The sequence below is a fragment of the Modestobacter italicus genome (assembly GCF_000306785.1).
Taxonomy (GTDB): Bacteria; Actinomycetota; Actinomycetes; order Mycobacteriales; family Geodermatophilaceae; genus Modestobacter; species Modestobacter italicus.
In genome coordinates this window covers 4,635,785-4,649,308 of record NC_017955.1, presented here as the reverse complement: position 1 = coordinate 4,649,308, position 13,524 = coordinate 4,635,785, and the positions used below count along the sequence as shown (strand labels likewise).

Annotated in this window: 10 protein-coding genes and 1 pseudogene; 9 read left to right on the top strand and 2 right to left on the bottom strand. The window is 76.6% G+C overall.

The window, feature by feature from the left end:
* Positions 1 to 45: 45 nt before the first annotated feature.
* Positions 46 to 276, bottom strand: coding sequence for a DUF3107 domain-containing protein (locus tag MODMU_RS22005; protein ID WP_014742594.1), 231 nt, complete (start codon positions 274 to 276; stop codon positions 46 to 48).
* Positions 277 to 376: 100 nt separating this feature from the next.
* Positions 377 to 946: a TetR/AcrR family transcriptional regulator gene (locus MODMU_RS22000; protein WP_014742593.1), complete on the bottom strand. Its 570-nt coding sequence runs from the start codon at positions 944 to 946 to the stop codon at positions 377 to 379.
* Between the two features lie 157 nt (positions 947 to 1,103).
* Between MODMU_RS22000 and MODMU_RS21995 the strand changes: the two genes are divergently transcribed.
* The 9 genes and pseudogenes from MODMU_RS21995 to MODMU_RS21960 all read left to right on the top strand — a co-directional run bounded on the left by MODMU_RS21995 (position 1,104) and on the right by MODMU_RS21960 (position 13,496).
* Complete coding sequence (locus MODMU_RS21995; protein WP_014742592.1) at positions 1,104 to 2,120, top strand: alpha/beta fold hydrolase; 1,017 nt, start codon at positions 1,104 to 1,106, stop codon at positions 2,118 to 2,120.
* Between the two features lie 75 nt (positions 2,121 to 2,195).
* Positions 2,196 to 3,152 (top strand): DUF3152 domain-containing protein, encoded by a 957-nt coding sequence (locus MODMU_RS21990; RefSeq protein ID WP_014742591.1) that lies wholly within the window; start codon positions 2,196 to 2,198, stop codon positions 3,150 to 3,152.
* Between the two features lie 328 nt (positions 3,153 to 3,480).
* On the top strand, positions 3,481 to 4,641 hold the full coding sequence (moeZ, locus tag MODMU_RS21985; RefSeq protein ID WP_014742590.1) for an adenylyltransferase/sulfurtransferase MoeZ: 1,161 nt from the start codon (positions 3,481 to 3,483) through the stop codon (positions 4,639 to 4,641).
* A gap of 131 nt (positions 4,642 to 4,772) precedes the next feature.
* Complete coding sequence (locus tag MODMU_RS21980) at positions 4,773 to 5,360, top strand: TIGR03086 family metal-binding protein (RefSeq protein WP_014742589.1); 588 nt, start codon at positions 4,773 to 4,775, stop codon at positions 5,358 to 5,360.
* A gap of 522 nt (positions 5,361 to 5,882) precedes the next feature.
* Positions 5,883 to 6,551, top strand: coding sequence for a hypothetical protein (locus MODMU_RS27340; RefSeq protein WP_014742588.1), 669 nt, complete (start codon positions 5,883 to 5,885; stop codon positions 6,549 to 6,551).
* A gap of 16 nt (positions 6,552 to 6,567) precedes the next feature.
* Positions 6,568 to 6,888: an MGMT family protein gene (locus MODMU_RS21970; RefSeq protein WP_014742587.1), complete on the top strand. Its 321-nt coding sequence runs from the start codon at positions 6,568 to 6,570 to the stop codon at positions 6,886 to 6,888.
* Positions 6,889 to 6,940: 52 nt separating this feature from the next.
* Positions 6,941 to 8,935, top strand: a pseudogene (locus MODMU_RS30395) (ATP-dependent helicase); the annotation flags it as partial.
* Positions 8,926 to 10,200, top strand: coding sequence for a RecB family exonuclease (locus MODMU_RS29810; RefSeq protein WP_430699196.1), 1,275 nt, complete (start codon positions 8,926 to 8,928; stop codon positions 10,198 to 10,200). The pseudogene MODMU_RS30395 and the gene MODMU_RS29810, both read left to right, overlap by 10 nt.
* On the top strand, positions 10,197 to 13,496 hold the full coding sequence (locus tag MODMU_RS21960) for an ATP-dependent helicase (RefSeq protein WP_014742586.1): 3,300 nt from the start codon (positions 10,197 to 10,199) through the stop codon (positions 13,494 to 13,496). The genes MODMU_RS29810 and MODMU_RS21960 overlap by 4 nt, the downstream gene beginning before the upstream one ends.
* The last annotated feature ends 28 nt before the right edge of the window (positions 13,497 to 13,524 follow it).

The window sequence follows — 13,524 nt, the reverse complement described above, 5'->3', positions numbered from 1 at the left end:
ACCGCGGTGCGGTGACGCCCTGTCGGGGACGTGCTGGGTGCTGCGTCAGCCGGCGATGAAGCCCACGCGCCGCGAGTCGGCCTCGGCGATCTCGACGTAGGCGATCCGGTCGGTCGGGACGACGATGCGGCGGCCGCGCTCGTCGACCAGCGTGAGCAGGCCGTCCTTCGACCCGGTCATGGCCTTGGACACCTCGGCCGCGATCTCGTCCGGGGTCTTGGGGCTGTCGATGACCAGCTCACGGGGGGAGTGTTGGACACCGATCTTTACTTCCACGCGGGGATGCCTCCTCAGGTCGGACTGCCGAGCACCCACGCTAGTCCAGCCCCGCGGACCGGAGCCGGTCCAGCAGGTGCGCCGACAGCGAACGGGCCCGTCAGTCGGCGTCGTCGCGGCGGGGGAAACCGGACATGCCGCGCCAGGCGAGCGAGGACAGCAGCGCCACCGCCTCGTCCCGGGACACCGTGCCCTTGCTGGCCAGCCACCAGCGGGCGCTCGTCTCGGCCAGCCCGGTCATCCCGGCCGACAGCAGCAGCGCGCGCTCCGGGTCCGCGCCGGTCTCCACCGCGATCACCTCGGCGATCGCCTCGATGCAGGCCCGGGCGCCCCGGTCGGCGAGCCGCCGGACGTCGGGGTCGTTGCGCAGGTCGGACTCGAAGACCAGCCGGAAGGCCTCGCCGTCGGCGTCGATGAAGTCGAAGTAGGCGCCGACCGCGCCGTCGACCCGGGTCCGGTTGTCCTCGGTGCCGTCCATCGCGTGGCGCACCCGGTCGGTGAGCTCGTCGACCTGCTGCTCGAGCAGCGCCAGGTAGAGCTCGCGCTTGCCCGGGAAGTGCTGGTAGAGCACCGGCTTGCTCACCCCGGCCCGGTCGGCGATGTCGTCCATCGCCGCGGCGTGGAACCCCTGCGCGACGAAGACGTCCTGGGCGGCGCGCAGCAGCTGCACGCGGCGCGCGCCCCGTGGCAGGCGGGAGGTCCGGCGGGCGACCGGGGGCACGGGTACGGGGCGGCTGGGGTGCATGGCGAGGTGATCGTAGCGGCGCGCCGAGGCGGGGGCACCGGGCCGAGCGGTGGTCGCGGAGCGGTGTTCTACCGTCGGGTAGGTGACCGACGCCCGGCTGTCCGACGCCCTCCTGCCCCGGCCCGGTGCGCTGATCCCGCCCTGGCCGGGGGCGATGGTGCCGGTCAGCGGCGGGGAGGTCTTCGTGCGGCACACCCCGTGGCGCGGCCCGGTGGCCGAGGACGCCGACCCGGCCGGCGCCCCCCGGGAGCGGGCCCTCTACGTGCACGGTCTCGGCGGTGCCTCCACCAACTGGACCGACCTCGCCGCCCTGCTCGCCGTCCGCTTCGACGGCTACGCGCTCGACCTCCCCGGCTTCGGCCGGTCCGCACCGCCGGTGCGGTACTCGATCCAGCGCCACGTGCAGGCCGTCGTCGACGTCCTCGAGTGGGTCGTCGCGCAGCCCGGCCCCGGCCAGGGCGCCCCGGTGCACCTGGTCGGCAACTCGCTCGGCGGCCTGGTGAGCGTGTGGGTCGCGGCCCGCCGTCCCGACCTCGTCGCCACCCTCACGCTCATCTCCGCGGCGATGCCGGTCTACCGCGTGCCGGCCGCCTTCGACCGGGCCATCGCGCTGGTGATGCTGCCCGGCGTCCCGGCGCTGGCCGAGCGGCGGCTGGCCGGGGCGAGCCCCGAGCAGCGGGTCCGGGGGCTGCTGCAGATGTGCTTCGGCGACCCGTCGCGGGTGCCGCGGGAGCGGGTGGAGGAGGCGGTCCAGGAGATGCGCGACCGGGACGCCCAGCCCTGGGCCGGTCAGGCGCTGACCCGCAGCCTGCGCGGGCTGATGACCTCCTACCTGCGGGTCGGCCGGGCGAACGCCTGGCGGATGGCCCGCGCGGTCACGGTCCCCTCGCTGGTGGTCTGGGGCGACCGGGACCGGCTGGTCGACCCGGCCCTCGCCCCGCGGCTGGCCGCCGTCCTCCCCGACTCCCGGCTGCAGGTGCAGCCGGGCATCGGGCACCTGGCGATGCTGGAGGCGCCGGAGCCGACGGCGCGGGCCGTGCTCGCCCTCGCCGAGGACGCCGCCGCGAGGGGCGCGGAGGTCACCGCCGAGCAGGTGTGACGGGGCGGTCCGACACGCGGCCCGGTGCCGCCGCGGTCAGGCAGCGGAGCCGCCACCCGTGAGAACCTGGCTCGCGTGACCAGCCCCGGACCCCGCGCGCCGCGCGAGGCCCGGCAGTCCTCCGGCCCGCGCGTCGACCCGCGGCGCCGGCCGCCCGAGCCGGTACCGCTGCGCCGTCCGCCCGCGAGCCCGCTGGTGGCGCGCCGGGGACCCGTCGCCGCGCCGGTGCGCCCGGCGGCCCCGGGCGGGTGGTTCCGCCGCTTCGTGCGGCGGCACGGCTGGCGCGCGTACGCCATCCCGGTGCTCGCCGTCGCCACCGTGCTCACCCTCGCCGACGTCCTCACCGGCGGTGGGACGACGGCGGCCACCCGGTCCAGCGCGCTGGACGCGCCGGTCAGCACCGCGCCGGGCACGCCGACCATCCCGTCCGCCCCGGCCGAGGGGGAGGGTGCACCGGCCCAGACGGCGGCCGGCACGGCTGCGGTCACCTTCGTCGAGCAGGGCGCCGGCACGCTCGCCGTCGTCGACGGCACGTCCGCCGTCCAGGGCACCGGGCCGCTGGAGCGGTTCGTCGTCGAGGTGGAGGACGGCATCGGGGTCGACGGCAGTCAGTTCGCCGCGGCCGTCGAGGCCACCCTCGGCGACCCGCGCTCCTGGGGGGCCGGCGGTCAGCTGTCCTTCCAGCGGGTCGGCGCCGCCGAGGCCGCGGCCGGGGACTACGACTTCCGGGTCAGCCTGGTCAGCCCCGGCAGCATGGAGACCTGGTGCCCCGGCGTCGGCACCGGCGGGTACACCTCCTGCCGGTACGGCGAGCGGGCGGTGATCAACCTCGCCCGCTGGGAGACCGCCGTCCCGGACTACGCCGGGGACATCGCCACCTACCGGCAGTACGTCGTCAACCACGAGGTGGGGCACGCACTCGGCCACGGTCACGAGCAGTGCGGCGGCACCGGCCAGCTCGCCCCGGTCATGGAGCAGCAGACCCTCGGCCTGCAGGGCTGTGTGAAGAACGCCTGGCCCTATCCATCGTGATCCTTCGGATCACACCGCGGCCAGGAGCCGTCCCCGACGAGCGTTGAGCCGCTGCCAGCGTGCCGGCCGGGGAGCCTCCGGCCCCCGCGTCCGGTCCGCTGACCGCCTCCGGCGGGATGGTGCCGTACCCCAGTGGGCGGGAGACTCGCCCCGTCGTCCCCGACCTTGTTCGTCCCCGACTCTCTGGGTCCCGACTTCGTTCGTCCCCGGCTCTTCGTCTTGTGTGTGCCCGGGGCGGGTGGGATTACGGGTGCGTGCCAGGCTGTTGCGCAGTCCAGGACCCCGGCCTCTGGAGCCGGTCAGCCCTGATGCCTGTGAGGAGAGCTCCGTGTCGTTGCCACCCCTGGTGGAGCCCGCTGACGACCTGTCGATCGACGAGGTCCGCCGCTACAGCCGCCACCTGATCATCCCCGACGTCGGGATGGACGGGCAGAAGCGGCTCAAGAACGCGAAGGTGCTGGCCGTCGGCGCCGGTGGCCTCGGGTCGCCCGTGCTCATGTACCTGGCCGCGGCCGGCGTCGGCACGCTGGGCATCGTCGAGTTCGACACCGTCGACGAGTCCAACCTGCAGCGCCAGATCATCCACGGGCAGTCCGACGTCGGCCGGTCCAAGGCCGAGAGCGCGCGGGACTCGATCAAGGAGATCAACCCCTACGTCGACGTCCGGCTGCACGAGACCCGGCTGGACAGCGAGAACGTGCTGGAGATCTTCGCCGACTACGACCTCATCGTCGACGGCACCGACAACTTCGCCACCCGCTACCTGGTCAACGACGCCGCCGTCCTGCTGAACAAGCCGTACGTGTGGGGCTCGATCTACCGGTTCGACGGCCAGGTGTCGGTGTTCTGGAACGAGCACGGGCCCAACTACCGCGACCTCTACCCGGTCCCGCCGCCGCCCGGCATGGTCCCCTCCTGCGCCGAGGGCGGCGTCCTGGGCGTGCTGTGCGCGACCATCGGCGCCATCCAGGCCACCGAGGCGGTCAAGCTCATCACCGGCATCGGCGAGACGCTGCTCGGCCGGCTCATGGTCTACGACGCCCTGGAGATGACCTTCCGCACGATCAAGGTGCGCAAGGACCCCGAGGGTGAGCCGATCACCGGCCTCATCGACTACGAGGCGTTCTGCGGAGTCGTCTCCGACGAGGCCCAGCAGGCCGCCGCGGGTTCGACGATCACCGTCGACGAGCTCAAGGACATGATGGACGCCGGCAAGGACTTCGAGCTGATCGACGTCCGGGAGCCCAACGAGTACGAGATCGTGTCCATCCCGGGCGCCAAGCTGATCCCCAAGGACGAGATCCTGTCCGGCCGGGCGCTGTCCCAGCTGCCCAACGACAAGCCGATCGTGCTGCACTGCAAGACCGGCGTCCGCTCCGCCGAGGCGCTGGCTGCGGTGAAGAACGCGGGCTTCAAGGACGCCGTCCACGTCCAGGGCGGCGTCACCGCCTGGGCGACCCGCATCGACAAGGCACTCCCCACGTACTGACGAAGGACCCCGTCCCTCCCCACGGCACGCTCCGCGCGCCGCGGGCCCCTGGGACGGGGCCGTTCCAGGACGTCACCTGGGCCCCGGTACACCTCGCGTGTGCCGGGGCCCGGCTGCGTTCTACTGGGGGCATGCCCGAGCCCTCGCCGACCGACCTCCTCCTGCTGTTCCAGCGGGCGCAGGCCCAGTTCACCGACCGGGTGGACGCCTTGGCCCCGGGCAGCTGGGACCTCCCGGCGCTGCCCGGCTGGAGCGTCGCCGACCTGGTCGCGCACCTGACCCACGAGCAGTTGTGGGTCCCGCCGCTGCTGGCGGGGCAGGAGCCCGGCGACGCCGCCCGGCCGATCCCGACCGGCACCGACGAGCTGCTCGGCGACGACCCGCTCACGGCCTGGGAGACCGCGGCCGACGACGCGCTCACCGCGTGGGCGGCGCCCGGTGCGCTCGACCGGACCGTGCACCTCCCCGGCGGGAGCGCCCCGGCGGTGGACCACCTGGTCGAGATGACCGCCGACCTGACCGTGCACGCCTGGGACCTGGCGCACGCCGTCGGCGGGGTCACCGCGCTGGACGCCGAGCTGGTCGCCGCGGCCCTCCGCTACGCCGAGGAGCGGCTGGGGGAGGACGGTCTACCCGGTGCGATCGACGCGCCGGTCGAGCCCCCGCCCGGCGCTGACCTGCAGACCCGCCTGCTGGCCCGGTTCGGCCGCCGCCCCTGAGCGGCGCGGACGCGCCGACCGGGGGAGAGGCACCGCTCGCCCACCACCGGCTCTAGGCTCCTGCCCGACACAGCCGGAGCCGGAGGTCGCACGATGAGCCAGCCACCCCAAGGGCCGCCCCCGCAGGGGCCGGACGAACGGCCCCCGTCCGGGGACCAGCCCTCGGGTGGTGGGTGGGGTCAGCAGCCCGGTCAGGCCTGGGGTCCGCCGCCTCCGCAGCAGCCCGGTCAGGGCTGGGGTCCGCCGCAGCCAGGCCAGAGCTGGGGTCCGCCTCCGCAGCAGCCCGGTCAGGGTTGGGGCCCGCCCCCGCCGCAGGGTCCGCCGGCTCCCGGCGGGTACGGGCCGCCCCCGGGTGGCTGGCCGCCCGCCGGCCCCGGCTACGGCGAGCAGCCCACCCGGGTCGGCGGCTTCGGCGTGCCCGGTCAGCCCCCCTACCCCGGCGGGCCGGCCGGCCCCGGCGGCCCCGGCTGGGGTGCCCCCGGCGGGCCAGGTGCGCCGGGCGGAGGGAGCCGGAGCCGGAACGTGGTCATCGGCCTGGTGGCCGGGCTGGTGCTCCTCATCGTCGTCGCGGTGGTCCTCGTGGTCACCCTCGGCGGTGGGGACGACGACGACACGGTCACCGCCGGCGCGAGCAGCTCGAGCTCCAGCGCGCCGTCCGCGACGAGCAGCGCCCCGTCCAGCCCGACGTCCAGCGCCCCCGGTCCCTCGCCCTCGGGCGGGTTCACCGCGGCGCCGTCGGGCGGTGCGGACGTGACCGGCTTCATCGCGCAGCTGCCCGTCGACTTCGACGACTGCGCGGACGCCCCGCTCGCCGGCGACGGGGACGTCGCGGCCGCCGCCTGCGGTGCCGCGCTCACGCAGCCGGGGCCGGAGGCCGCCGCCTTCTACCTCTACCCCGACCAGGGCACCCTGGACCAGGTGTTCTCCTCCGACGTCACCGACGAGGGCCTGGCCGAGTTCGCCGTGGAGGACGACTGCTCGACGGGCACCGGCTACGGCGAGTGGACCTACTCCGGCGGAGAGGTCGGCGGGCAGGTCGCCTGCCAGATCGCCGCCGACGGCTACGTCGTGGTCGCCTGGACCGACGACCAGTACCTCACCGAGGGCGTCGTCCGGTCCCCGGGCACCACGCAGGCCGAGGTCAGCGCGCTGTACGACTGGTGGACCGCGAACAGCGAGTACCAGGGCTGACCGGCGGAGCCCCGACGTGCGCGCCCCCGACCCGGACGAGCGGTCCGCCCTCGACGTCGACGAGGCGGTCTTCGACGTCGTCGAGGCGATCCCGCCGGGCCGGGTGAGCACCTACGGGGCGATCGGCCGGCTGGTCGGTGTGGGCCCGCGGCGGGTCGCCCGCGCGCTGTCCGGCGGGGGCGCCGCCGTGCCCTGGCACCGCGTCCTGCGGGCCGACGGCACGGCCGCCGAGCCGGTCCGGGTGCGGCAGCTGGAGCTGCTGGCCGGCGAGGGCGTGCCGCTGCGCGGCTCCCGGGTCGACCTCGCCGCGGTTGGCTGGCCGGACGAGGACGTGTGAGCCACCGCCCGGCCTGACCGGAACCGTCGGACCCCCGTGGTCTCATCGAGGAGTGCGGGGGGAGACGGCAAACGCGGCAACGGTCGCCACGGCGGGCCACCAGGCACCGGTCTACCGGCTGGTGCAGCCGGAGCGCGCCCCGGTGGCCCGGCCGAGGCTCGACCCGACCCAGCAGGCGGTGGTCGACCACCGCGGCGGTCCCCTGCTCGTGCTGGCCGGCCCGGGCACCGGGAAGACGACGACGATCGTCGAGGCGGTGGCCACCCGGATCGAGGCCGGCGCCGACCCCGAGCGGTTGCTGGTGCTCACCTTCAGCCGCAAGGCGGCCGCCGAGCTGCGCACCCGGATCACCGCCCGGGTGGCCCGCACCATCCGGGAACCGGTCGCCCGCACCTTCCACTCCTACGCCTACGGGGTGCTGCGCCGGGCCGCCGTCCTGCGCGGCGAACCCGCTCCGCGGCTGCTCACCTCCGCCGAGCAGGACGCCGTGGTCGCCGACCTCCTCCGGGGCGACGCCGACCTGGAGGGCGTCGTCCGCTGGCCGGCGGAGCTGACCGAGGCGCTGGCCATGTCCGGCTTCCGCGACGAGCTCCGCGACCTCCTGCTCCGCGCCACCGAGCGGGGCATCGACGCCGACCGGCTCGCCGCGTGGGGCCGTGAGCGCAGCCTGCCGCACTGGGTGGCGGCCGCCGACTTCCTCCGCCAGTACCAGGACGTCTCCTACTTCGCCACGCTCGCCCGCGGCGGTGCCAGCGGCTACGACCCCGCCGAGCTGGTGCGCACCGCCATCGACGAGCTGCGGGCCGACCCGGAGCTGCTCCGCGCCGAGCGCGACCGGGCGAGCTGGCTGTTCGTCGACGAGTACCAGGACACCGACCCCGCGCAGGTGGAGCTGGTCGAGCTGCTGGCCGGTGGCGGCGGTGACCTGGTGGTCGTCGGCGACCCCGACCAGGCGATCTACGCCTTCCGGGGCGCCGAGCCGCGCGGCATCATCGAGTTCCCGACCCGGTTCCTGCACCGCGACGGCCGTCCCGCCGACCGGCTGTCCCTGGGGGTGTGCCGCCGTTCCGGCGCCGAGCTGCTGACGGTGAGCCGCCGGGTCGCCGAGGGTCTCCCCGGACCGTGGGAGCACCGCCGGCTGGTGCCCGGCGAGGGCATCGAGCCCGGCTCGGCGGAGGTGCACGTCTTCGACGCCCCGGCGATGGAGGCCGCCTTCATCGCCGAAACGATGCGCCGGGCCCACCTGCTCGACGGGGTGCCCTGGTCGCAGATGGCCGTGGTGGTCCGGTCCGCGACCACCGGTCTCGGGCCGGTGCGCCGGGCGCTCACCCAGGCCGGGGTCCCGGTCGCGGTGTCCGCCGACGACATCGCGCTGGCCGGGCAGCCCGCCGTCCAGCCGCTGCTGGCCGCGCTGGGTGCGCTGCTGCCGCCGCGGCCCGGCGCCCGCACCGAGTCGGACGCTGCGGCACCGGCGGCCGAGGCGGGCCTCGACGAGCCCGGCGCCGAGGCGCTGCTGGCCTCCCCGCTCGGCGGCGCGACCGTGCTCGACCTGCGGCGGCTGCGCCGGGCCGCCCGCCGGGCGATGGCCGCCCGGGGTGAGGACGCCGCGGTGCGCAACGCCCCGCTGGCGACCCTGCTGGCCGACGCCACGCTGCTCGACGCGCTGCCCGAGCACCTGGCCCGGCCGGCGGCCCGGGTGGCCCGGGTGCTGTCGGCGGGGCGGCTGGCGCTGGCCACCGACGGCAGCGCCGAGGACGTGCTGTGGGCGATGTGGCAGGCCAGCGGGCTGGCGAACCGCTGGGCGCGGGCGAGCGCGGCGGGCGGGCCCAGCGGCGCGGTCGCCGACCGCGACCTCGACGCGGTGGTGTCGCTGTTCGACGCCGCGGCCGGCTTCGTCGACCGGTTGCCGCTCGCCGGCGTCGCCGCCTTCGTCGAGCACCTCCGCGCGCAGGTGCTGCCCGGCGACAGCGGCGCGGCCCGGGCCCCCGCGGGCGAGGCGGTGCGGCTGCTCACCGCGCACGCGGCCAAGGGCCTGGAGTGGGACCTCGTCTGCGTCGCCGGCGTGCAGGAGGGGGTCTGGCCCGACCTGCGCAGCCGGGGCCCGCCTGCTTGGGCGCCGAGGACCTCGTGGACGCCGCCGGCGGCACCGACCCGGCCACCCTCGACCGGCGCACGCTGGCGCTGGCCGAGGAGCGGCGGCTGTTCTACGTCGCCTGCACCCGGGCCCGCCGCCGGCTGCTGGTGTCGGCCGTCGACGGTGCGCTGGAGGGCGGCGACGCGGGGGCCACCGCGTCCCGGTTCCTCGACCTGGTCGTCCCGCCGCCGGCCGAGACCGACGGGGTTCGGCCGCACACGCCGCTGCCCCGCCAGCTCACGCTGCCCGCGCTCGTCGCCGAGCTGCGCCGCTCCCTCACCGACCCGCACACCGACCCGGCCCGCCGGTCCAGCGCCGCCGCGGTGCTCCGCCGGCTCGCGCAGGAGCGGGTGCCCGGCGCGGACCCGTCCACCTGGTGGGGGCTGGCGGCGCTCTCCGACGACGCGCCGCTGGTCGATCCGGCCGAGGTGGTGCCGGTCCGGCCCTCCGCCATCGACACCTTCCAGCGCTGCCCGCTGCGCTGGGTGCTGGGCGCGGTCGGCGCCGAGGCGGCCCCGGAGGCCACCCGCACGGTCGGGTCGGCCGTGCACGACGTCGCCCAGCAGGTCGCCGAGGGGCTCGCGCCGGCCGACGCCGCCGCCGTCCTCGACGCCGAGCTCGACGGCCTGGACCTCGGACCGGGGTGGTTCGACCAGCGGCAGCGGGACCGCGCGCAGGAGATGCTGACCAAGTTCCTCGCCTGGCACTCCCGCGCCGAGCGCGAGCTCGTCGCCGCGGAGGAGGACTTCGACGTCACCGTCGGCCGGGCCCGGCTGCGCGGTCAGGTCGACCGGCTCGAGCGCGACGCGCAGGGGCGGCTGGTGGTCGTCGACCTCAAGACCGGCAAGACCGCCCCGCGCGACGTCGAGGAGCACGGCCAGCTCGCCGCCTACCAGGTCGCCGTCGCCGAGGGCGCCTTCGCCGACCACGGCCGGGCCACCGGCGGGGCGGCGCTGCTGCAGGTCGGCGGCGCGCAGAAGGCCGCCAAGGAGCACGTGCAGGCGCCGCTGCCCGCCGACGTCGACCCCCGCGAGACCTGGGCCGGCGAGCTCATCGCCGAGGTGGGGAAGGGGATGGGGGCCGGGCAGTTCGCCGTCCGCACCGACACCGACTGCGAGCGGTGCGCGTTCCGCAGGAGCTGCCCGATGCAGGAGTCCGGCCGGCAGGTGACCCGATGACCCAGCTCTCCTTCGACCTCCCCGGTCTCCAGCCGGTGGCGACACCGGAGCTCCCCCGGCTGCTCACGCCGGCCGAGGTGGCCGCCCGCAGCGGCGTCGGCCACGCGCCCTCACCCGAGCAGGCCGGGGTGGTCGCGGCACCCGTCGACCGCCCGCTGGTCGTCGTGGCCGGTGCCGGGTCGGGCAAGACCGAGACGATGGCCGCCCGGGTGGCCTGGCTGGTGGCCAACCAGCTCGTCGCCCCCGAGGCCGTGCTGGGGCTGACCTTCACCCGCAAGGCCGCCAGCGAGCTCAACGCCCGCGTGCGGCTGCGGCTCGGAGCGCTGGCCGAGCACCCCGACACCGACCCCGCACTGCGCGAGCGGCTGGCCGTGGCGGCGCCGACGGTGGCGACCTACCACGGCTACGCGGCCAGCATCGTCGCCGAGCACGGCCTGCGGATCGGGGTCGAACCCGGTTCCGGCGTGCTCGGCCCGGCCATGTGCTGGGGCCAGGCCGCCACCGCCGTCGCCGGGCACACCGGCGACATGAGCGACGTCGCGCTCGGGCTGGTCACCACCACCGAGGACGTGCTGCAGCTCGCCGCCGAGCTCGGTGAGCACGACATCACCCCGGAGGCGCTGCGCGCGTGGACGGCGCGCTTCGAGTCACAGCTGCGCGGCTACCCGGACGCCGGCCGGAAGAAGGGCCCGTACGCCGAGGTCCTGAAGATGCTGGTGCGGCAGCGGGCCCGGGTGGCGCTGCTGCCCATGGTGGAGGCCTTCGAGGCGCGCAAGCGGGCGGCCGGCGCCATCGACTACGCCGACCAGGTGTCGCTCGCCGCCCGGGTCGCGGTCACCTCGGCGGAGGTCGGCCGCCGCGAGCGGGCCCGCTGGCGGGTGGTGCTGCTCGACGAGTACCAGGACACCAGCGTCGGCCAGCTGCGGATGCTGGAGGCCCTCTTCGGTGGTCCCGGCGGGCACCCGGTGCTCGCCGTCGGCGACCCGCGGCAGTCGATCTACGGCTGGCGCGGCGCCTCGGCCGGCACCATCGAGCGCTTCGACCGCACCTTCCCCGGCACGCCCGACCGCCGGGCGGAGCGGCTCACGCTGTCCACGAGCTGGCGGAACGACCGCGCCGTCCTCGCCGTGGCCAACGCGGTGGCCGCCGCCCTGCCCGAGCCCGAGCACCCGCTGCCGGACCTGCAGCCCTCGCCGGTCGCCGGTCCCGGCGCGGTGCACTGCGGGCTGTACGAGACGGTCGCGGAGGAGACCGCGGCGCTGGCCGACCGGCTGGAGCAGGCGTGGAAGGGCACCGGCGGCAGCGCGAAGCGCCCCACCATCGCGGTGCTCGCCCGGCGCCGGGCCCAGCTGCCCGGCATCGCCGCCGCCCTGCGCGAACGCGGTCTGCCGGTGGAGGTCGTCGGCCTCGGCGGGCTGCTCGACGTGCCCGAGGTGTCCGACGTCGTCGCCACGCTGCGGGTGCTGGTCGACCCCAGCGCCGGTGACGCGCTCGGCCGGCTGCTCACCGGCGCGCGCTGGCGGTTGGGCCCGCGCGACCTGGCCGCGCTGGAGTCCCGGTCGCGGGCGCTGGTCCGGGAGCGGCGCCCGTCCGCGCCCGAGGAGGACGCCACCCCGGCGGAGGCCGGCCCGACCCCACCCCGCGAGCGCGGCAGCATCATCGAGGCGCTCGACGACCTGGGCCGCCCGGAGGCGTACTCCGCCGAGGGCCACCGCCGGCTGCGGCGGCTGGCCAACGAGCTCTCCGGGCTGCGGTCCCGGCTGGGCGAGCCGCTGCCGGACCTCGTGGACGAGGTGGTGCGCACCCTGGGCCTGGAGACGGAGCTGGCCAGCCACCCCGACGCCACCCCCGGCGGCGCTCGCACCCACCTGGACGCGCTGCACGAGGTCGCCGCCGAGTTCGCCGAGCTCGCCGAGCTGCCCTCGCTGCCGGCCTTCCTCGGCTACCTCGCCGACGCCGAGGTCCGCGAGCGCGGCCTGGAGCCCGGCGAGGTCGCGGTCAACCCCGAGGCGGTGCAGCTGCTCACCGGCCACTCGGCGAAGGGCCTGGAGTGGGACGTGGTGGCCGTGCCCGGGATGACCGTCGGCCAGTTCCCGGCCAAGGGCGACGCGTCGGACTCCTGGATCCGCGACCCGGGCGCCGTCCCGGTCGACCTGCGCGCCACCGACCGCGCGGAGCTGCCCCGGCTGCACCTCCCCGTCCCGGGGTCCGGTGACCAGGCCGCGGTGCGCGACGCGCTCGACGACTACGTCGAGGAGTGGAAGGACTTCGGCCTGGCCGAGGAGATCCGGCTCGGCTACGTCGCGGTGACCCGCGCCAAGCACCTGCTGCTGTGCTCGGGCAGCTGGTGGCGCGACGGCAAGACCGCCTGCGGGCCCTCCTCGCTGCTGCTCGCGGTCAAGGACGCGTGCGAGGCCGGGGCGGGCGTCGTCGACACCTGGGCGCCCCCACCGGCGGACGACGCGGAGAACCCGGCGCTGGCCGAGTGGCCGGTCGGCAGCTGGCCGACCGACCCCCTGTCCTCCGGCCGCCGCCGCGCGTTGACCGCGGCCGCCGAGCTGCTCGCGGCCACCGAGCCGCACCCGCTGACCGCCGACGCCCTCGGCGCCACCGACGACCCGCTGGTCGCCGACTGGCTGCGGGACGCCGACCTGCTGCTCCGCGAGCGGGCCGAGCACTTCCGCGGCGTCGTCGACGTGCCGCTGCCGGCGCACCTGTCGGTGTCCTCGCTCGTCGCGCTGCGCCGTGACCCCGGCGAGCTGGCCCGCCGGCTGCGCCGGCCGATGCCCGCCGCGCCGGCGCCGCTGGCCCGCCGGGGCACCAAGTTCCACGCCTGGCTGGAGGAGCGGTTCGGCACCTCACGGCTCATCGACCTCGACGAGCTGCCCGGCAGCGGGGACGCCGACGCGTCTCCCGACGCGGCGCTGGAGTCGCTGCAGCAGGCGTTCCTGCGCAGCGAGTGGGCCGACCGGCAGCCGGTCGACGTGGAGGCGCCGTTCGAGACGCCGCTGGGTCCGCTGACCCTCCGCGGCCGGATCGACGCCGTGTACGCGACCCCCGACGGCGGCTACGAGGTGATCGACTGGAAGACCGGTCCGGTGCCGGGCCCGGCCGAGCTCACCGCCGCCGCCGTCCAGCTGGCCGCCTACCGGATCGGCTGGTCCCGGCTGACCGGCGCACCGGTGGAGCGGGTCAGCGCCGGCTTCCACCACGTCGCCGCCGGGGTGACCCTGCGCCCGGTCGACCTGCTCGACGAGGACGGGCTGCTCGCCCTCGTGGCCGGGACCGAGGCCTGACCACCGGCCGACCCCGGACCGGTGCCCC